The sequence below is a fragment of the Microbacterium sp. UBA837 genome (assembly GCF_002296025.1).
Lineage (GTDB): Bacteria > Actinomycetota > Actinomycetes > Actinomycetales > Microbacteriaceae > Microbacterium.
The window spans coordinates 86,959-106,393 of record NZ_DBHD01000003.1 but is presented as its reverse complement, the minus strand read 5'-3'; the positions used below and the strand labels follow the sequence as shown (position 1 = coordinate 106,393).

General features: G+C 67.4%; 18 protein-coding genes. 6 read left to right on the top strand and 12 right to left on the bottom strand.

Translation table 11 applies throughout. The features are described 5' to 3' along the window. From B3587_RS00595 to nhaA, 6 genes are all read right to left on the bottom strand, one after another. A partial coding sequence (locus B3587_RS00595; protein WP_292725765.1) for a DUF1648 domain-containing protein occupies nt 1-311 on the bottom strand: 311 nt, incomplete at its 3' end. Continuing rightward, on the bottom strand, nt 308-745 hold the full coding sequence (locus tag B3587_RS00590) for a GntR family transcriptional regulator (protein WP_228177020.1): 438 nt from the start codon (nt 743-745) through the stop codon (nt 308-310). The genes B3587_RS00595 and B3587_RS00590, both read right to left, overlap by 4 nt. 54 nt (nt 746-799) lie before the next feature. Continuing rightward, entirely contained in the window at nt 800-1,639 is an 840-nt protein-coding gene (locus B3587_RS00585; protein WP_228177019.1) for an SGNH/GDSL hydrolase family protein, read from the bottom strand. Between the two features lie 68 nt (nt 1,640-1,707). Then, nucleotides 1,708-2,958: a histidine--tRNA ligase gene (gene hisS, locus B3587_RS00580; RefSeq protein ID WP_292725844.1), complete on the bottom strand. Its 1,251-nt coding sequence runs from the start codon at nt 2,956-2,958 to the stop codon at nt 1,708-1,710. A 31-nt stretch (nt 2,959-2,989) separates the two neighbouring features. After that, complete coding sequence (locus tag B3587_RS00575) at nt 2,990-3,688, bottom strand: MazG nucleotide pyrophosphohydrolase domain-containing protein (RefSeq protein WP_228177018.1); 699 nt, start codon at nt 3,686-3,688, stop codon at nt 2,990-2,992. After that, nucleotides 3,685-4,860, bottom strand: coding sequence for a Na+/H+ antiporter NhaA (gene nhaA, locus B3587_RS00570; protein WP_228177017.1), 1,176 nt, complete (start codon nt 4,858-4,860; stop codon nt 3,685-3,687). Before nhaA ends, B3587_RS00575 begins: the two co-directional genes overlap by 4 nt. 167 nt (nt 4,861-5,027) lie before the next feature. Here nhaA and B3587_RS00565 point away from each other — a divergent pair, with 167 nt between their 5' ends. Then, entirely contained in the window at nt 5,028-7,715 is a 2,688-nt protein-coding gene (locus B3587_RS00565; RefSeq protein WP_292725760.1) for a phosphoenolpyruvate carboxylase, read from the top strand. Between the two features lie 59 nt (nt 7,716-7,774). Continuing rightward, nucleotides 7,775-7,948 carry a hypothetical protein gene (locus tag B3587_RS00560; RefSeq protein ID WP_228177015.1) on the top strand — a complete coding sequence of 58 codons (174 nt, stop codon included), beginning with the start codon at nt 7,775-7,777 and terminating at the stop codon, nt 7,946-7,948. A 4-nt stretch (nt 7,949-7,952) separates the two neighbouring features. On the opposite strand, the gene B3587_RS00555 is transcribed toward B3587_RS00560, so the two are convergent. Beyond that, the gene (locus B3587_RS00555) at nt 7,953-8,552 is read right to left on the bottom strand and encodes a gamma carbonic anhydrase family protein (protein WP_292725757.1); all 600 of its coding nucleotides are present in this window, start codon (nt 8,550-8,552) and stop codon (nt 7,953-7,955) included. Nucleotides 8,553-8,636: 84 nt separating this feature from the next. Between B3587_RS00555 and B3587_RS00550 the strand changes: the two genes are divergently transcribed. Next, nucleotides 8,637-9,422 carry a siderophore-interacting protein gene (locus B3587_RS00550; protein WP_292725755.1) on the top strand — a complete coding sequence of 262 codons (786 nt, stop codon included), beginning with the start codon at nt 8,637-8,639 and terminating at the stop codon, nt 9,420-9,422. Here the strand turns inward: B3587_RS00550 and mfd are convergent. From mfd to B3587_RS00535, 3 genes are read right to left on the bottom strand one after another with little or no spacing between them, the layout of a single operon-like run. Continuing rightward, nucleotides 9,419-13,033, bottom strand: a complete 3,615-nt coding sequence (mfd, locus tag B3587_RS00545) for a transcription-repair coupling factor (protein WP_292725753.1) — start codon at nt 13,031-13,033, stop codon at nt 9,419-9,421. The genes B3587_RS00550 and mfd overlap by 4 nt on opposite strands. Nucleotides 13,034-13,068: 35 nt before the next feature. Then, nucleotides 13,069-13,653, bottom strand: coding sequence for an aminoacyl-tRNA hydrolase (pth, locus tag B3587_RS00540; protein WP_292725751.1), 585 nt, complete (start codon nt 13,651-13,653; stop codon nt 13,069-13,071). 34 nt (nt 13,654-13,687) lie between these two features. Beyond that, the gene (locus B3587_RS00535; RefSeq protein ID WP_292725749.1) at nt 13,688-14,311 is read right to left on the bottom strand and encodes a 50S ribosomal protein L25/general stress protein Ctc; all 624 of its coding nucleotides are present in this window, start codon (nt 14,309-14,311) and stop codon (nt 13,688-13,690) included. A gap of 245 nt (nt 14,312-14,556) precedes the next feature. Here B3587_RS00535 and B3587_RS00530 point away from each other — a divergent pair, with 245 nt between their 5' ends. Both B3587_RS00530 and gndA read left to right on the top strand, forming a co-directional pair. Further along, a complete protein-coding gene (locus B3587_RS00530; protein WP_267490521.1) occupies nt 14,557-14,679 on the top strand; it encodes a hypothetical protein in 123 nt (40 codons plus the stop codon). Between the two features lie 58 nt (nt 14,680-14,737). Further along, complete coding sequence (gndA, locus tag B3587_RS00525; protein ID WP_292725747.1) at nt 14,738-16,213, top strand: NADP-dependent phosphogluconate dehydrogenase; 1,476 nt, start codon at nt 14,738-14,740, stop codon at nt 16,211-16,213. A 68-nt stretch (nt 16,214-16,281) separates the two neighbouring features. Here gndA and B3587_RS00520 read toward each other — a convergent pair whose 3' ends face one another. Both B3587_RS00520 and B3587_RS00515 read right to left on the bottom strand, forming a co-directional pair. Next, nucleotides 16,282-16,947, bottom strand: a complete 666-nt coding sequence (locus B3587_RS00520; protein WP_414683102.1) for an ABC transporter ATP-binding protein — start codon at nt 16,945-16,947, stop codon at nt 16,282-16,284. Between the two features lie 106 nt (nt 16,948-17,053). Then, nucleotides 17,054-18,508: an ABC transporter permease gene (locus B3587_RS00515; RefSeq protein ID WP_292725745.1), complete on the bottom strand. Its 1,455-nt coding sequence runs from the start codon at nt 18,506-18,508 to the stop codon at nt 17,054-17,056. A gap of 191 nt (nt 18,509-18,699) precedes the next feature. On the opposite strand from B3587_RS00515, the gene B3587_RS00510 reads away from it, so the two are divergent. After that, nucleotides 18,700-19,431, top strand: coding sequence for a response regulator transcription factor (locus B3587_RS00510; RefSeq protein WP_292725743.1), 732 nt, complete (start codon nt 18,700-18,702; stop codon nt 19,429-19,431). Nucleotides 19,432-19,435: the final 4 nt, after the last annotated feature.

Below are 19,435 nucleotides of genomic sequence, written 5' to 3'. Positions count from 1 at the left end.
GGCGTCATCGTGCCGAGGAAGCGCATCGTCGGCCCCCACTCGCCCTCACGCGTCCCCAGGAGCGCGAAGACTCCAAGGAGTGCCGTGAGCAGGATGCCGAAGCCTGCGCTGAACAGCGGCACGACCCACGGGGGCGCGAACCCGTCGGCCTCCCCGGCGGCATTCCAATGGATCGCGACCGGGTCGGGCAAGGATGGCAACGCCTCGACCTGCACTCCGACGGCGACGGCCGTCAGGACGAGCGGCAGGGCGATACCCAGCCACAGGAATGCGCGACGCGCACGCGCGAGCGCGGCGGAGTTGTCGGTCATGAGGTCTCCTCTTCGGATGGGCGGTAAGCGTCGCGCGAGTCGCTCGCCAGGTTGTCGGGCCCGCCGATCACGCCGTCGGGGGTGCGGGCATTCGCATCCACAAGAAGAGAAGCGAGCGCTCCCGGAGCGATTCCAAGATCGCGAGCCCGCTGGGCGAGGGCCAGAACGTCGTCGTGAAGCTCGCGAAGCGCGGCGGCGGCATCCGTTACGACGGCGCCGCGGCCGCGGCGCAGATCGATGACACCTTCGTCTCGCAGGTGTTGGTAGGCGTGAAGCGCGGTGTGCAGGTTGAGATCCAGCGCGTCCGCGACCTCGCGCGCGGAGGGGAGCCGGTCACCCGCTCGCAGGCGACCTCCCGCGACCGCGCTCCGGACGGACGCGGCGATTTGTTCCCAGAGGGGAACGTCTCGCGAGGGGTCGATGCGAATCAGCACTCTTTTATTCTAGTTGCAATAGAACAATTACAAAAGATGATCGACGGTCGTGCCTCAATTCGAAGGCACTCCCTGGATTCGCGGATGGCGGGTCGCTGCGCTCGTTCTCCCATAGCCCAAGGAACCCGCGACCGCCGGAAGGAGGGCCTCGGCAGTGCGCCGATAGCCGAGCGGGCTCGGGTGGAAGCGGTCCAGGCTGAACATCTCATCGGGCTGCGAGATGAAGAACGGTCCGACCGCGTGACGGAGCGACACGGCGTAGGCGCCGGCGCCGACCGCGGCCTCCTCCTGCGCGTCGGCGAGCTGGCGCGACATCCTCGACCCCAGCGATCGCAGGGGTTGCGGCACCGGCCGCAGCGCGCCGAGGTCTGGGCAGCTTCCCACCACGACCTGCGTACCCCGTCCGCGCAGCCGTTCGATCGCCGCGACAAGGTGGCGCACGGATGTGGATACCGCGACGCGGTGCGTGATGTCGTTGCCGCCGACCACGATGACTGCGACATCCGGCCGATAGTCATCGGCGAGCTCGTCGAGCTGGGCTCCCAAGGCCGAAGACTCCGAGCCGACGACCGCCGCAGTGCGCAGCCTCACGGGGCGCTTCGCCTTCTTCGCCAGTCCGATCGCCAGACGTGCGCCGAGCGTCTCTTTGCGCCGTTGCGCGCCGAGACCCGCGGCGATCGAGTCACCCAGCACGAGAAGCTCGATCGGGTCACCCTCGAGCTTTCGGCGCCACACCCGATCGGCCTCGAGCGCGTCCTCACCGAGCGGTTTGCCGATGAGTCGCCGGGCCTGCGCGGCCTGGCGATCGAGCAACGCGCGCGCGGCAAGGGCCGTCGTCGCCGCGGCGCCCACCACCGCCGCTGCCCACAGCGCCCCGGTCGTGATCCGGCTCATGGTGCGATTTGAGCCGCTCGATCTGAATCGCCGCTGACGCACCGGTGAACGAACGAGCGGTAAACGGATCAGCCGAGCTGCTTGAGCTCGAGGGTGTCGATGGTCGCTCCCGGGCGGACTGCCGCGAAGTGGGTGTACCCGTCGGCGGTCGCGCGATCCAGCAGCGGCTTGAGGTTCTTCGGGCGCTGCTCGAGGCGCACGCGACTTCCCCGGGCCACGAGCGCTGACTTCAGCGCGACGAGCTCAGCGAGCTCGACCTCCCGGTCGTGAACGAGCACGACGGCGTCAATGTCGTCATCGGCTGCGTCCGCGACGAGGTCGACGAGCCGTTCGAAGCCGAGCGAGAACCCGACGGCGGGAACGTCCTGGCCGAGGAACCGGCCGATCATGCCGTCGTAGCGACCCCCGCCACCGAGCGAGTAGGACACCAGCGGGTGGGCGATCTCGAAGATCGTGCCGGTGTAATAGCCCATGCCGCGAACGAGGAACGGATCGAACACCAGCGGAGCCTCTCCCCCGCGGGCAACCGCGACTGCATCGCCGATCGCGGCGAGGGCGCCGATGGCCTCTCCCTCGAGCCCGTCGGGCAGCGCTGCACGGATCTGCTCCTCGTCGAAGCCGCTCACGGTGCCCTTTTCCCGAGCCAAGAATTCCGCGAGGGCGTCGACCGCTTCGGGCGCCGCCGAGCGTTCACGCAGTTCGGTCGCCACACCCACCGCACCGATCTTGTCGAGCTTGTCGATCGTGATGAGCACGCCCGGACGCTCTGCTTCGGGAAAGCCGAAGTGATCGAGCATCGCATCCAACAGACGACGATCGTTCACGCGCACAATGCCGCCCTCGAGCCCCAGCGCGTCCAGCGCGTCGAGGGTGGCGGTGATGAGTTCGGCTTCGGCGCGCGACGAAGGATCGCCGATGATGTCGATGTCGCACTGCACGAACTGCCGGTATCGACCCTTCTGAGGCCTTTCGGCACGCCAGACCGGCGCGATCTGCACGGCACGGAACACGCCCGGAAGCTCGGCCCGGTGGCTCGCGTAGAAGCGTGCAAGCGGCACCGTCAGGTCGTACCGCAGGCCGAGGTCCGAGAGCGCTGCGGGGTCGTCGGCTGCCGCCCGGATGCCGTCGGCATCCAGTCCGCGACGAAGGACGTTGTAGGCGAGCTTCTCGTTGTCACCACCGATACCGGCGTGCAGCCGCTCGTAGTCTTCGACGACCGGAGTCTCGATCTCGTCGAAGCCGTGGGCGCGGTAGCGCTGTCGGATGACGGCGAGCACGCGCTCTCGGCGAGCCTTGTCGGCGGGGAGGAAATCGCGCATGCCGCGCGGCGGGGTGACGGGTGGCACCGGCCTATTCTTCCAGGTCGGCAGGCTCCGCTTCGGCAGCCCGGATCTCCCCCGCGAGCGTGCGCAGTCGTTGGCGCAGTGCGCGCTCGGCATCCCAGCCGTGATCCCGGGCGGTCGAGACGAGGGCGAGGAGCGCGTCGCCGAGCTCATCTTCGGACGCAGGAGTCGCCGGCGGTGTCGCGTCGGCGCCACCACCGAGTCGCGGTGATGTCAGTGCGGGCAGCGACCCGGCCTTTCCCACCAGTTTCTGCGCGAGCGCGAGTGTCGGCATCCGTTCGCTCACGCCATCCAAGACGCTCGTGCGAGCGCGCTTCTCTTCGGCTTTGGCGGCGTTCCACAGCACCAACACCTGCTCGGGCGTCTCGGCAGTTTCGCCGGCGAAAACGTGCGGATGCCGGCGCACCATCTTGTCGGTGAGGGTGCGGGCTACATCATCGATGTCGAACGGGTCATCGCTGTCACGCGAAGCGATCTCGGCGTGGAACAGCACCTGCCACAGCAGGTCGCCCAGCTCCTCCCGCAGGTCGGCCCGTGTCCCGACCTCCACCGCATCGATCAATTCGGCGCTCTCCTCGACGAGGTAGGGCACGAGCGCCCGGTGATCGATCTGCTGGGTCCACACACACCTGTCGCGCACCGCTCGCATCGTGTCGGCAGCCCGGCGCAGCGGGTCCGCTGAGGTCGGCTCGGCCGGGTCGGTCATGACGTCGCTGCTTCGCTCGGATCACTGACCGAACTTGCCCGCCGCCGGTAGTGGCGAGCGCGCGTCGACACCAGGATGCCGGCGATGATCACCGAGATCAACGAGCCGGAGAGCACACCCAGGACAGCCTCGTCGGTGAGGAGGTCGTTGCCTTCGAATGCGAGTTCAGACAGCAGCAGCGACACTGTGAAGCCGATGCCCCCGAGCGCGCCGGCGGCGATGAGGTCAGCAAGCGGCAACCGCGGCATCGCGGGGTCGTGCGCAACACGTTGCGAGATCCACCCGAACAGCGAAATGCCGAGGATCTTTCCGACCGGCAGCGCGATCAGGATGCCGTAGAAGGCCGGCGTGAGTTCTTCGATCGAGACGGCCGGGATGATGACGAGTGCCGACGAGAAGGCGAACAGCGGGAGCACGATGACGTTGACCCACGGCTCCATGGCGTGCCGCGTGTGAAGCGCGGGCTGCTGGGCCATCGCAAGGCCCAGCGCGACGCCGGCGATCGTGGCGTGAACACCCGACAGGTAGACCAGAACCCACGTGCCCGCGGCAAGCAGCAGAAGGATCGGGATGAGGGCGGCGCGCGCCCGGGTATCGAGCTTGCGGCTCAGGTACCCGAAGATCACGACGAGCACTGCCGCAGCGGCAAGGAGAGCGATGTTGACGCCGTCGGTGAAGAGCACCGCGATGAAGATGATGCCGACGATGTCGTCGAGGATCGCGAGCGCGAGCAAAAAGATCCGCACGCCCGAGGGCAGACCTTTGCCGAAGACCGCGAGGACGCCGAGGGCAAAGGCGATATCGGTGGCTGTCGGGATCGGCCATCCGTCGGCTGACTCCGTGCCCCACGCGAACGCGAGGTAGACCGCGATCGGCACGATCACGCCGCCCGCCGCGGCGATCGCGGGCTGCAGCGCCTTGCGCGCCGAGTTGAGCTGTCCGTTGGTCAGCTCGAATTGCAGCTCCACGGCGACGACGAAGAAGAACAACGCAAGAAGTCCATCAGCGATCCAGTGACCCACCGAGAGCTCGAAGACGCCCGGGATGCCGACGTAGGTGTGCTGCAGTTCCTGCACACTGTGGCCGATCGGGGAGTTCGCGATGATGAGTCCCGCGGCAGCAGCAACCAGCAGCATGATGGCGGGAAAACGCGCAGAGCGAAGCAACGACATGGAGTCCTTTCGGGGGATGCGGCAGCCGACGCCGACCAGACTTCCCGGCTCTCCGCCCCCTATCCTACCGGCGGGGCCCGATGCACCTCGAAGCCGACTCGGGTCGCACCCGTCACGACTCGTCACACGTCACCTTGATGAAACACCTGGCAGATACGGTGGAATCCATGTATGAACTGACCCGGACCGAAGCCATCGACCTCGTCGGCCGATACGAAGCGGGTCAGGAGATACCCGAGCAGATGCGCGCCGATGTGCGCCTGCTCGGCTCGCTCCTCGGTGAAGTGCTCCGCGAGAGCGGGTCGCCGGGGCTGTTCGAGGATGTCGAGCGCCTGCGCCTTGCGACCATCCAGGCCTACACGGATGAGACGCCCGAGGCTTTCGCGCATGCCACCGAGGTTGCCGAGTCATTCTCCATCGAGCGTGCACATGAGGTGGCCCGCGCGTTCACGGCGTACTTCCACCTCGTGAACCTCGTCGAAGAGCACCAGCGAGTGCGGATCCTGCGCGAGCGCGACGGCCGCCCCGACAGCGAGGGCGCAGCCGACTCGATCGAGGCCGCGTACGCGCGCCTCGCAGACGAAGTCGGTGAGGATACCGCGCTCGCCCGCCTGCAGGCGCTGCGCTTCCACCCCGTCTTCACGGCGCACCCCACCGAGGCGCGTCGCCGGGCGATTTCTTCCAGCATCCGTCGCCTCGCGGGGCTGCTGCAGGAGCACGACGACCGCCTGCGCGACGGCAACGACCCGGCGCGCCTGGAACGGCGGATGGTCGAAGAGATCGACACCCTGTGGCGCACAGCCCCGCTGCGACCTGAGAAGCCGTCGCCGGTCGACGAAGTGCGCTCGGTCATGGCGATCTTCGACGAGACGCTCTACACCGTGGTCCCCGCCGTGTATCGGCGCCTCGATGACATGCTGCAGGGCACGAACGCGGGTGGTCGCGCACCGCTCGTCGCCCCCTTCGTGCGCGTGGGCTCGTGGGTCGGCGGCGACCGCGACGGAAACCCGTTCGTGACGGCATCCGTGACCCGCAAGGCCGCTGGCATCGCCGCCGAGCACATCCTGCTGGGGCTCGAGCGCACGACGCAGCGCATCGGGCGAACCCTCACCCTGGATGCCGAGACCACGCCACCGTCCGACGCACTGGTGACCCTGTGGAAGCGGCTGAAGGCTGCAGACGAAGAGGCAGCTACCGAGATCGCGAAGCGGTCGCCGAACGAGCCGCACCGCCGCATCCTGTTGATGCTCGCGCGCAAGATCGACGCAACGCGGCTGCGGGATGCCGACCTCGCGTACCGCGAGCCGAGCGAGTTCCTCGCCGACCTGCGCACCGTGCAGGACTCGCTCGTCGCAGCGGGGGCTGCCAGGCAGGCCTACGGTCACCTGCAGCAGCTGATCTGGCAGGTCGAGACCTACGGTTTCCACCTCGCGGAGCTCGAAGTGCGGCAGCACTCGGCTGTGCACGCGAAAGTGCTGGCCGAGCTCGATGCGGCTGCCGGTTCGACCGGCGAGCTTTCCGAGCAGGCCGACGAGGTGCTCGAGGTCTTCCGCACAATCGCGTTCCTGCAGGAACGCTACGGTGCGGCAGCGGCGGGCCGCTACATCGTGTCGTTCACCCAGTCCGCCGAAGATCTCGCGAACGTCCATCGCCTCGCCCGCCACGCGGTCGGCGAGGACGGACGGATGCCGGTGCTCGATGTGATCCCGCTGTTCGAGACCTTCGCTGACCTGCAGGCTGCACCGGGCATCCTTGCGGAGATCGTGCAGCATCCCGAGTTCGCGGACAGGCTGGAGCGCACGGGTCGGCGCCTGGAGGTCATGCTCGGCTACTCGGACTCGTCGAAGGATGTCGGGCCGGTCGCCGCGACACTCGCGCTCTATGAGGCGCAGGCCGACATCGCCGCCTGGGCGAAGGACGAGGGAATCGAGCTCACGCTCTTCCACGGTCGTGGCGGTGCGCTCGGCCGCGGAGGCGGCCCCGCGAACTCCGCGATCCTCGCGCAGCCGCCGCACTCGGTCGATGGCCGGTTCAAGCTCACGGAGCAGGGCGAGGTGATCTTCGCTCGCTACGGCGACCCCGAGATAGCGATGCGCCACATCGATCAGGTAGCTGCAGCTGTGCTGCTGGCATCCGCACCCTCGATCGAGCGGCGCAACTCGGGCGCTGCGCGGAAGTTCGCCGACGTCGCGGCAACGCTGGATGCGACATCCCGCCGGCGCTTCTTCGACCTCGTGAAGGCTCCCGGCTTCGCGCCGTGGTTCGCCCAGGTCACCCCGATGGAAGAGATCGGGCTGCTCGCGCTCGGCTCCCGGCCAGCGCGGCGCGGCCTGTCGGTCGAGTCCCTCGCGGACCTGCGCGCCATCCCGTGGGTGTTCGCCTGGGCGCAGGCGCGCATCAACCTCGCCGGATGGTTCGGCCTGGGCACCGCGCTTGAGGCCGTCGGCGACGAAGACCTGCTGCGCGAGGCTTACGAGCAATGGCCGCTCTTTAGGACCATGATCGACAACGTCGGCATGAGCCTTGCCAAGACAGACCCGCGGATCGCGCGCCGCTATCTCGAACTCGGCGACCGCGACGACCTGGCAGGCCTCGTCCTCGACGAGATGACGCTGACCCGCTCGTGGGTCGTGAGGCTCACCGGGGGCGACGAGGTGCTTGCCAACAAGCCGGTGCTGCAGCGTGCGGTGAAGCTCCGTAGCCCCTATGTCGATGCGCTGTCGCTGCTTCAGCTGCGAGCGCTGCGCGGGCTTAGGGACGCCGCGGCATCCGATGCCCCCGCGGACCCCGATCAGCAGCGCCTTCTGCTGCTCTCGGTGAGCGGGGTCGCGGCGGGACTGCAGAACACCGGGTGATCCTGCGCGGATCGCGCGTCGCTGCCAGCGGTGTCGGTGGGCAGGGTTAGCGTCTGGGCATGGCTATCACGACCGTCGAGACTTGCCCGCTGTGCGGCACCGATGACGTTCGCGTCGACGACGTGGCTTGGTTTGCCATCGCGTTCGATCGCCGGGCCGAACTTCACGACGATGTCGAGACGCAGGATGCCGTGGTGTTTCTGTGCCGCGAATGTGGCGTGAACTGGGACTGACCGCTCAGTCGAGGCGAACGTCGTCGGCGTGCCGCGCGAGACTCCGGCCGTAGCGCTCCGTGAGCTGGACCATCAGATCCGGCGTCTCGCGGTCGAGCCCGAACACGTAGCCCGGGAAGTCGAGGTCTTTCTGCGCTTCCCAGATCTCGTCGTGCCGGTCGGGTGAGTACAGCTGCGCCGGATTTCCGACGGCGATCCACCCGATCGGAACGACCGTCCCCGCGGGAAGGACTGTCCGCAGGTGCACGACGGCATTGATGCGAACTTCGGCTCGCTCCCCGATCCGCGCGCCGTTGAACACGCGCGTGCCTGTGGCGAGAAACACTTCGTCGGCGATCGACGCGCCCGAGATGCTCGCCATCGGCCCGACCAGCACGTGGTGGCCAATGTGCACGGCATCCGTCGCGCTGGCACGGATCAGCGCGTTCTCCATGACGATGACGTTTTCGCCTAGCGTGATGGGGCCGCCTTCGGCCGTAATGACGGCGCCGTGCAAGACCTGGGAATTCGCCCCGATCGTGACATCACCCGAAATCACCGCGCTGGGCGCGATGACGGCGGTGGGGTGGATGCGGGGCTGCGCCCCGAGGTGCTCGAACCGCATCGTTCCTCCTCGATCGGTGTCAGCGTACCGCGCCGGAGTTCCGCACCACCCCGGACTGTTGCGAGCGGCGCTACCGTTGTGGGGATGGCACTTTCCTCCCGAACCACGTCCCGCGCGCCCCGCCCGACGATCGAGTTCACCGTTCTCGAGACGACCTGGCTGAACCCACACCTTGTGCGCGTCCGCCTCGGCGGGCCCGGCTTCGTTCAGTTCCAGGACCGGCCCGAGACCGACAAGTACGTGAAGCTGAAGTTCACGACTCCCGAACCCGAGTCACACCCCGTGACGCGCACGTACACGGTGCGCCACGTCGACCGTGCCGCGCAGGCGATCGACGTCGACTTCGTCATCCACGGCGACGAGGGACTTGCAGGTCCCTGGGCAGCGACGGTGGAGCCTGGCGCGACGATCAGTCTCATGGGGCCTGGCGGCGGCTACTCCCCCGATCCCGACGCCGACTGGCATCTGTTCGCGGGTGACATGTCGGCAGTTCCCGCCATCGCGGCCGCACTCGAAGCTCTCCCCGTGCACGCGGTGGGCGCGGCGATCATCGAAGTCGACACCGAGGCTGACATCCTCGGCCTCGATCACCCAACCGGCGTCGACGTCGTGTGGATCAGCAATCCGGATCATGCCGTTTCGGCGCTCGCTGACGCCGTCCGGACGATCGACTGGCGCGAGGGACGCGTTCACGTCTTCGCCCACGGCGAGCGCGAAGCGATGAAAGAACTCCGCCGCGTGTTCTTCGACGAGCGCGCCCTCGAGCGTGGACAGGTATCCCTATCGGGATACTGGGCCCGCGGCCGTACCGAAGACCGATTCCAGGCCGAAAAGCGCGAGCCGATCGGCCAGATCCTTCCGCCCGCCTAGGCGTCGGCAGGTGCGGTAGCGGGTGACGGCTCGGGCCACAGCTGCCCGAGAAGCGTGTCGACCCATTCGATGAGGTCGGCATCCGCCACCGGCTCGCCGCTGGTCCGAGGCAGCGGCACGACCACAGCCTCGCCACCGGCCAACAGCTTCGCTGCGGGGTACAGCCGCTGCAGGCGGACACGCATCGAGTCCTCCAGGCGCGCCGGAGCGATGCGCAGGTTCGGACCCATCGCGACGACATCCGTCAGACCTGCGCGCGCGGCGCGGCGACGCAGCCGGGCCATCGACAGCAGCCCGGCGACGTCGGTCGGCGGCTCGCCGTAGCGGTCGGTGAGCTCCTCGATGACAGCGTCGATCGCGTCATCCTTGGCGGTCGCGGATGCCGCCGCCGAGAGCTTCTGGTACGCCTCGAGCCGGAGCCGCTCGCTGTCGATGTAGTCCTCGGGGATGCGGGCCTGCACGGGCAGCTCGAGCCGCAACTCGGCGGGACCCTCGACGTCCTCGCCGCGGAAGGTTGCGACAGCCTCACCGATCATCCGCAGGTACAGGTCGAACCCGACCCCGGCGATATGCCCGGCCTGCTCGGCGCCGAGGAGGTTTCCGGCACCGCGCAGCTCGAGGTCTTTGAGCGCGACCTGCATCCCACTGCCCAGATCGTTGTTGACGGCGATCGTTTCGAGTCGGTCGGCAGCGGTCTCTGACAGCGGCTTCGTGTCGTCGTAAAGGAAATACGCGTAGGCGCGCTCCCGGCCACGCCCCACACGGCCGCGCAGCTGGTGAAGCTGCGAGAGTCCGTATTTGTCAGCCCGGTCGATGATGATCGTGTTGGCGTTGGCGATATCGAGGCCCGTCTCGATGATCGTCGTCGAGACGAGTACGTCGGCCTTGCGCTCCCAGAAGTCGTCGACGACCTGCTCGAGCTGATGTTCACCCATCTGCCCGTGAGCGACCACGACCCGCGCCTCCGGCACGAGCTCTGCCAGTTCGCTCGCGACCCGCTGGATCGAACTCACCCTGTTGTGGACGTAGAAGACCTGACCCTCCCGCAGCAGCTCCCGGCGAATGGCCGCCGCAATCTGCTTGTCATTGCGAGCCCCGACATACGTGAGGATCGGATGCCGGTCTTCGGGTGGTGTCTGCAGCGTCGACATCTCCCGGATGCCTGTCACGGCCATCTCGAGCGTTCGAGGAATGGGGGTGGCGCTCATCGCGAGGATGTCGACATTGGTCTTGAGCTTCTTCAGGGCGTCCTTGTGCTCGACGCCGAACCGCTGCTCCTCATCGATGATCATGAGTCCGAGGTCCTTGAAGATCACCTTCTCGGTCAGGATCCGATGCGTACCGATCACCATGTCGATGGTGCCGTCGGTGAGGCCCGCCAACGTCTCCCGGGCCTCCTTGTCGGTCTGGAATCGCGAGAGCGCCTTGACCTTGACCGGGAAGCCCGCGAAGCGCTCCGTGAACGTCTCGAGGTGCTGCTTGACCAGCAGCGTCGTCGGAACGAGCATCGCTACCTGCTTGCCGTCCTGAATGGCCTTGAATGCGGCCCGCACGGCAACCTCGGTCTTCCCGAACCCGACATCCCCCGACAGCAGCCGGTCCATGGGGATCGGCCGCTCCATGTCGGCCTTGATCTCATCGATTGTCTGCAGCTGATCCATCGTCTCGGCGAACGGGAAAGCCTCTTCGAGCTCGCGCTGCCACGGCGTATCCGGCCCGAAAGCGTGCCCCTTGGCCGCCATCCGCGCCGAATAGAGCTTCACGAGTTCAACGGCGATATCGCGCACCGCCTTGCGCGCACGGCCCTTCGCCTGGGCCCAATCGCTGCCGCCCATCTTTGAGAGGGTCGGCGCCTCCCCGCCGACATATCGCGACAGAAGATCAAGCTGGTCGGTGGGCACCATGAGCTTGTCGCCGGGGTACCCGCGCTTGGACGGCGCGTACTCGAGCACGACATACTCGCGCACGCTCTTGACCGGGTTTCGGCCGCCCGACGACACCTCACGCTTCGCGAGTTCGACGAACCGTCCGATCCCGTGCGTGGCGTGCACGACGTGATCACCGGGAGTCAGCTGGAGTGGATCGACGACGTTCCGGCGCTTCGACGCGAGCTTCTTGACCACACGACTGTCGCCGCCGATCGTGCGACCGTAGAACTCGGACTCGGTGAGCACCGCCAGGCGCGCGTCCTCGAGTTCGAACCCGCGCTCGAGCTGGGCCACCGCGAGCAAGACGCGGCCGGGCTCCGGGGCGGCATCCGCATCGTCGACGATTGCTGCCGCGATCTCACGATCGGCGAGCACGTCGCGGGCGCGTTCGACCAGTCCCGTGCCGGATGCCGTGACCACGACGCTCCACCCGGCGGTCACGAGGTCGCCCACGTAGGCGGTGGCCCCCTCGACGTTGCCGTGGAACGACGGCACCGATCGTGCGGGAATCCTCACTGGCGCATCGCCGAGCATGTCCTCACGGTCGTCGGCGAGCAACCCCTCGGCTGCCGCATCGGCAGCTCCCGAGTCGAAGGGACTCAACGTCCACCACACGCCGGCACGTTCGTGAACTGCCTCACGTAGCGCCGCGATAGTCAGAAAGTCGCCAGCGCCCAGATCGATCGGCGTGTTCGCGCCAGCTGTCGCAGCGCTCCACGCGGCCTCGAGAAACTCCCGGTTGGTCTCGGCGAGAGTCCGGGCGCGTGTGCGGGATCGCTCGGGGTCCACGAGAGCAACGGCAGACCCCGCGGGCAAATAGTCGACGAGGGTCGCCATCCGCGGCACGAGCGCCGGCGTCAGCGACTCCATCCCCTCGGCAGGGATCCCCTCCGCCATCTTCTCGAGCATCCCCTGCAGGCCCGCGAACTCGCCGGCCAACTGCCGTGCACGAGCGCGCACATCAGCGGTGAGCAGGAGTTCGCGCCCGGGAAGCAGATCGACGGCTTCGACGGCCCCGGGCAGCGAACGCTGGTCGGCGACCGAGAACGTACGGATCTGGTCGACCTCGTCGCCGAAAAACTCGACGCGGTACGGGTGATCGGCAACGGTCGGGAACACATCCAGGATGCCGCCGCGCACCGCGAACTCGCCGCGGCGTGAAACCATGTCGACGCGGTGGTAGGCGAGCTCGACCAGGCGCTCGACGATCAGCGCGAGATCGTGGCCGCGCTCGCCCGCGCGCAAGCGCACCGGTTCGACGTCCGCTAGGCCCGCCGCCAACGGCTGAAGCGCCGCGCGCACTGACGCGACGACCACAATCGGGGCGGAATCGGGCGACGACGCGATGCGCGCAATCGTCTCGAGCCTGCGCCCGACGGTCTCGGGGCTCGGACTCAGGCGTTCGTGCGGCAGCGTCTCCCAAGCAGGAAACTGCAACACGGCGGCTTCGGGAAGGAGCGCGCGCAGCGCCGGCATGAGGGACTCCACGCGGCGGCCGGTCGGCGCGATCGCCAGCAGCACCGGCGGCTTACCGGAGTCTCTGCGCCGACGAACGAGTGCGCTCAGCAGCGGAGCATCAAGACCATCGACCACCGAAATATCGGCATCCACGGCTGCCGCCGCAACCACATCCCGGAAGTGCTCGGAGCGGTCGAGGGCGCGCGAGATCCCGGGAAAAGTCACCGGACGATTCTAGGCCGCCCGGTAGGCCGCCGGGTTCACGGCCGAGGTGCGTGGTACACCTGCTGGGCTGCGAGGAGACCTTCATCGACGAGTCGCTCGACCGCGTCTGCGGCATCCGAGACGGCAAGCGCGAGCTCTTCGCGCGCCGACGCCGGGAACGGCTGCAGAACCCAGTCGGCGGGATCCTGGCGCCCGGGCGGTCGACCGATCCCCACGCGCACCCGCGGGAAGTCCGGAGTGTTCAGGGCCTTTGCAACATCCCGCACGCCGTTGTGGCCCCCGTGCCCGCCGCCGACTTTGAGTCTGAGGGCGTCGAACGGGATGTCGAGTTCGTCATGGACGACGACGACACGTTCGGGGGGGATCCCGTAGAACTGCGCGAGTCCCGCGACGGGTCCCCCCGACACGTTCATGAACGAGTTGGGCTTGGCGAGCACGACCTTCGGCCCGCCTGGACGCAGCCAGGCCTCGGCAACACGGGCGTTCGCCTTGTGCGAGCGAAAGCCTTCGCCGCGGCGAGCTGCGAGCTCATCGACAACGAGCTGCCCGATGTTGTGCCGGGTGCGCTCGTACTGCGGACCGGGGTTGCCCAGGCCCACGATGAGCCATACGTCACTCACGGCCGCGCCCTCCCGGCTCGGTCAGCCCGTCGGATTACTCCGAGTCGGTCGCAGCGTCCTCGGCAGCGTCTGCGGACTCCGCCGCAGCCTCGTCCTCAGCAGCCTCGTCAGCGGCCGCGGCAGCAGGCACCGAGATCGCAACGACAAGCACGTCGGGGTCGGTGACCAGCGACGCGCCCTTGGGCAGCGTCAGCTCACCGGCGGTGATGCGGGCGCCCTCTTCGAGGCCCTCGACATCGACCTCGACGTGCTCGGGGATGTGGGTGGCCTCGACGGCGAGCGAAACGCTCGTGGCGTCGAGGTTGACGATGGTTCCCGAGAAGGACTCACCGACGACGACGACCGGGACGTCGACTTCGACCTTCTCGCCCTTCTTGATGACGACGAGGTCAATGTGCTCGATGATCTGGTGTACCGGGTCCTTCTGGACATCCTTGACCAGCGCCAGCTGGGACTTGCCAGCGATGTCGAGCTCGATCAGAGCGTTCGCGCGACGAACGAGCAGCAGCATCTGGTGGCCGGGCAGCGCAACGTGAACCGGGTCGGTGCCGTGACCGTACAGCACGGCGGGGATCTTTCCGGCAGCGCGCAGACGGCGGGCAAAACCCTTGCCGAAGTTCTCGCGGAGTTCGGCGTGGACGGTGGTGTCTTCAGACATGTGCATTCTCCTTGGGCAGGGACCGGGTGCTGATCTCAGCCCGGACGTCGGGGGGTTCGACTCAACCGCGAGCGCGTGAGGAACCCGAAAGGCCGCACACCCCCGTCGATAACGGATGCCGTGAGCAGTGCTGGGCGCACGCGCGAGCATCCCTCGCCGAAGTACAGTCCGCAAGTCTACCAGCGGCCCCGGTACGATGGTGACGGGCCGTGACGGGCCCGCTTTCCCGAGAGCAAGGACGGATCATGGACGCCCAGGTCACCTCGAACATTCTCGTCGCCGTGATCGGCATCCTCACCCTCGGCACCCTCGTGGGCGTCGTTGCGGCCTTCTGGTCGATGGGCCGCTCGGCCTACCGCAAGGAGTAAGGCGCGACGTTCCCTTAGGCTGACTGCGGCAACACCCGCAGACGCCCAGGGAGTGAACGTGACGGATCAGGCAGCGACGAGCACCGCGACAGCGAACATCGGAGTCGTGGGACTCGCGGTCATGGGGTCCAACCTCGCCCGCAACCTCGCCAGCCGTGACGGCAACACCGTCGCGATCTTCAACCGCAGCGCCGACAAGACCGAGCACCTCGTCGCCGAGCACCCCGAAGCGGGCTTTGTCGCCACGTTCTCGTACGAGGAGTTCGCCGCCTCGCTGACGGCCCCGCGCGCCGCGATCATCATGGTCAAGGCGGGCGCCGGCACGGATGCCGTCATCAACGAGCTCCTGCGCGTCTTCGAGCCCGGCGACATCATCGTCGACGGCGGCAACGCTCTGTTCACCGACACCATCCGCCGCGAGAAGGCAGTTCGTGAGACGGGCATCAACTTCGTCGGCATGGGGGTATCCGGTGGCGAGGAGGGTGCCCTCCTCGGCCCCTCGCTGATGCCCGGTGGCTCGGACGAGTCGTGGGTCACGCTCGGCCCCATCCTGACCTCGATCGCCGCTGTCGCCGAGGGCGAGCCGTGTGTCACCCACATCGGCCACGACGGCGCCGGCCACTTCGTGAAGATGGTCCACAACGGCATCGAGTACGCCGACATGCAGGTGATCGCCGAGGCCTACGACCTCATCCGTCACGCGACCGGCTACTCCCCGGCCCAGATCGCCGACGTGTTCGCCGAGTGGAACCGGGGCGAACTCGAGTCGTACCTGATTGAGATCACCGCCGAGGTGCTGCGCCAGGTCGATGCCGACACCAACCTGCCGCTGGTGGATGTCGTCCTGGACCAGGCTGGCGCGAAGGGTACGGGCGGGTGGACTGCCCAGACCGCCATCGACCTCGGCGTTCCGGCATCCGGCATCGCCGAAGCCGTGTTTGCTCGCTCGCTCTCGTCGCACCCCGAACAGCGCTCGACCGCAGGTGTTCTGCCCGGGCCCGACGCGGATGCCGAAGCCTCCTTCGCCGACGACCCCGTGGCGTTCATCGAGAAGGTTCGTCGGGCGCTGTACGCCTCGAAGATCGTCGCCTACTCGCAGGGGTTCGACATCATCCGTGCCGGGGCCGCGCACTACGGCTGGAACATCGACCTCGGTCAGGTCGCGGCGATCTGGCGCGGCGGCTGCATCATCCGTGCCCGTTTCCTCAATCGCATCACCGAGGCATATGCCGAGACTTCGGATCTGCCCGTCCTGATGACGGCGCCGTTCTTCGTCGGCGCGCTCGCTACCGCTCAAGACTCGTGGCGGGACGTCGTCGCTCACGCAGCCGCCACGGGGCTTCCGGCTCCCGTGTTCTCCTCGTCGCTTGCCTACTACGACGGCCTGCGGGCCGGGCGCCTGCCTGCAGCCCTCATCCAGGGCCAGCGCGACTTCTTCGGTGCGCACACCTACAAGCGCATCGACCGTGAGGGCACCTTCCACACACTGTGGTCGGGCGATCGCAGCGAGATCGAAGCCGTCGACACCCACTGACCTCACTGAACACCGAAGGGCCGTGACCGACTCAGCCTCGGTCACGGCCCCTCGTTCGCGCAGTGTCGTCAGATCTCGCGGACGCTCCCCTTCTCGAGACGCAGTCGCCGATGAGCGCGCCGGGCGACAGCAGAGTCGTGCGTCACCACGACGAGGGTCAGGCCGTCGCGATTCAGCCCCTCGAGCAGCTCCAGGATCTCGTCGCGCATATGCTCATCCAGGTTTCCCGTCGGCTCGTCGGCCAGAAGCACCCGCGGGCGCTTGGCGATCGCGCGGGCGATCGCGACGCGCTGCTGCTGCCCACCCGAGAGCTCGCCCGGAAGGTGATCAGCGCGTTCGGCTAGGCCCACCTGAGCGAGAGCCTCGGTGACACGACTGCGTCGATCTGCACCGCTCAGACCCAGCGGCTCGAGCCCCATCTCCACATTCTCGTGGGCAGTGAGTGTCGGGATCAGATTGAATCCCTGGAAGACGAAGCCGATCTCGGTGGCTCGGACCCGTCCGAGTTTCGCGTTCGAGGCTTTCGCCAGATCGACATCCCCTAGCTTGACGGCACCCGAGGTAGGACGGTCGAGTGCACCCAGCATCTGGAGGAGGGTGGACTTTCCTCCGCCGGTCGGACCCTGGATGGTGACGAATTCGCCTTCGCGGATCTCGAGATCGACGCCCGCGAGAGCACGGATTCTCCGGCTTTTCTGCTGGTACTCACGGATGACCGCCTGCAAGGCATAGATCGGCGAGGGTGTGGCTCCCTCGACGGATGCCGTGGCGGGGTGTGCCATGCTCATGGACTTCTCCTGTTCGGTGATGACGGATTGGTTCGTGACAGTGTTCATGCGCCTAGCCGACCGACCGCAGCGCTTCAGCGGGACTTAGCCGGGCTGCACGCCAGCCACCGAAGGCACCGGCGATCAAGCCTCCGGCGATGGCGATTCCGACCGCCGCAGCGACCACCCAGAGGGTGACGGGTGCGTGGAGGACGACATCCGTCGCCGTTTGCTGCGCCATCCCTCCGAAGCCTCCGCCCATCGGACCGCCTCCTTGGCCGGGCCCAGCCTGACCGGCGGTCGAAGACGTCGAGGAGATCGTCGGTGAGATCAGGTTGATGATCCCGATCCCCGCAAGCCCGATCGCCAAACCGATCGCACCACCGATCAAGCCCTGGATCACCGATTCGCCCGCGACCTGGCCGACGACGCGACCGTTGGACCATCCGATCGCCTTGAGCGTTCCGAACTCCCGAGTGCGCCGTGTCACGCCCGAGATCGTGAAGAGCACGGCCAGTGCGAGCGCAACGGCGAGCACGAGGATCGACAGCCACGTACCGAGGTTCGTGATGAGCGACGAAGCACTCGACAGCGACGACGAAACGGTCGAGGCAAGATCAGACTGAGAGCTGACGGTGACGTCGGCGACACTGTCCTCGATTTCCGCCTGGACCGCATCGATCTGGTCGGCCGAGATCGCCTGGACGTAGACCGTCGACACCACGTCGTCAAGCCCTGCCAGCGACTGCGCGACGTCGAGCGGGATGTAGACGTTGGCCGCCGTGTCGGCGTCGCTGGAGGTCGAGGTGATGATTCCGACGACCTCGACCTCGGAGCCACCGACATCGATCGCGTCCCCGACAGAGATCTCGTTGGTGGTCGCATAGCTCGCGTCGACGACCGCGACCAGTTCTCCGGCGTCGCCAGCTGCCAGCGCGCGGCCCTCCGAAACTTCGACCGCCGATAGCGGCCCGACAGCGGTGTCATCGGGATCGATTCCAAGGACGGTGAACGAGTCCAGATCGAAGGCGCTGCCGCCGGCACCGTCAGGACCGCCTGCCGGAGGCTCCCCCGACTCGCCCGGGCCGCCCTGCTGCATCTGCGACCTGTCAGGCATCTCACCACTGAACGTGATGTTCGTGAGCGAAAGCGCGCCGGATGCTGCAGCAACGCCGTCGAGGGATGCAACACTCTCGACGGTCGAAGCATCCAGCGTCCCGCGCATGAAGTCGGCTGTGAGGCGCGACTGCGACACCGAGGTGGTGCCGTCGGTGGTTTCGCCTGCCTCACTGTCGAACTCGAAGCGCTGACCACCGCCCTCGCCCGGCTCTGCGGCGGCGCCGGTGACCGTCAGGTCGGTTCCGACGCCGTAGACGGATTCGAGCGCTTGCGCCTGTGCGTCCCGGACTCCCGCAGAGAGAGCGTTGACGACGATGACGAGAGCGATCGCGACGGCAAGGCCCACCGCCACGATGATCGTCTGCTTCTTGCGTCCAGCGAGTTCGCGACGCAGGTAGGTCCAATACATGGGTCTCCTTCAGCTCCGGATTGCAGCCTTCGGCACGAAGGTAGGGATGGTGTTGATGAGCCCGAAAAGGGATCTCTATGCCGAACCTATGGATCGCGCGCCGCACGAGACAGCGGAGTGGGCGTGATCTTCACAGACGGCGCATAGCTGGCTCCATAGGAAACCCATAGCTGGAGCATCACAATGAGTCCATGACATCTCCGGCTCCCGCCCTGCGCCGACCCGACGGCGCGGCTGTTCGCATCCTCGTCGTCGACGACGAACAGATGCTCACCGACCTGCTCTCTATGGCCCTGCGTATGGAGGGCTGGGATGTTCGAACCGCGGCATCCGGATTCGAAGCCCTGCAGGCCGTCCGCGATTTCGAGCCCGACGCGATGGTGCTCGACATCATGATGCCCGACCTCGACGGCATGGCTGTGCTGCATCGCCTGCGCCAGTCTGGCAACGACGTGCCGGTGCTGTTCCTCACCGCGAAGGATGCCGTCGCCGACCGGGTCGCGGGGCTCACCGCGGGCGGCGATGACTACGTGACCAAGCCGTTCAGCCTCGAAGAAGTCGTCGCGCGACTTCGCGGTTTGATGCGCCGCGCCGGAACGGCTACCCAGAGCGAGGAGGAGCCGATCCTGCGGGTGGGTGACCTCTCATTGAACGAGGACAGCCATGAGGTGGAGCGCGGGGGCGACGAGATCGAACTCACCGCAACCGAGTTCGAACTGCTGCGCTATCTGATGCGCAACCAGCGTCGCGTCGTCTCGAAGGCGCAGATCCTGGATCGCGTCTGGAACTACGACTTCGGCGGCAGATCCAGCGTCGTGGAACTCTACATCTCCTACCTGCGCAAGAAGATCGATCAGGGCAAGGAGCCGCTCATCCATACCGTGCGTGGCGTCGGCTACATGATCAAGGCGCCGACACAGTGACGGA

Coding starts and splice junctions, on each gene's coding strand:
- B3587_RS00585 (WP_228177019.1), bottom strand. CDS start 1,639: ATGAGCCGGATCACGACCGGGGCGCTGTGGGCAGCGGCGGTGGTGGGC.
- hisS (WP_292725844.1), bottom strand. CDS start 2,958: ATGCGCGATTTCCTCCCCGCCGACAAGGCTCGCCGAGAGCGCGTGCTC.
- B3587_RS00575 (WP_228177018.1), bottom strand. CDS start 3,688: ATGACCGACCCGGCCGAGCCGACCTCAGCGGACCCGCTGCGCCGGGCT.
- nhaA (WP_228177017.1), bottom strand. CDS start 4,860: ATGTCGTTGCTTCGCTCTGCGCGTTTTCCCGCCATCATGCTGCTGGTT.
- B3587_RS00565 (WP_292725760.1), top strand. CDS start 5,028: ATGTATGAACTGACCCGGACCGAAGCCATCGACCTCGTCGGCCGATAC.
- B3587_RS00560 (WP_228177015.1), top strand. CDS start 7,775: ATGGCTATCACGACCGTCGAGACTTGCCCGCTGTGCGGCACCGATGAC.
- B3587_RS00555 (WP_292725757.1), bottom strand. CDS start 8,552: ATGCGGTTCGAGCACCTCGGGGCGCAGCCCCGCATCCACCCCACCGCC.
- B3587_RS00550 (WP_292725755.1), top strand. CDS start 8,637: ATGGCACTTTCCTCCCGAACCACGTCCCGCGCGCCCCGCCCGACGATC.
- B3587_RS00535 (WP_292725749.1), bottom strand. CDS start 14,311: ATGTCTGAAGACACCACCGTCCACGCCGAACTCCGCGAGAACTTCGGC.
- B3587_RS00530 (WP_267490521.1), top strand. CDS start 14,557: ATGGACGCCCAGGTCACCTCGAACATTCTCGTCGCCGTGATCGGCATC.
- B3587_RS00515 (WP_292725745.1), bottom strand. CDS start 18,508: ATGTATTGGACCTACCTGCGTCGCGAACTCGCTGGACGCAAGAAGCAG.
- B3587_RS00510 (WP_292725743.1), top strand. CDS start 18,700: ATGACATCTCCGGCTCCCGCCCTGCGCCGACCCGACGGCGCGGCTGTT.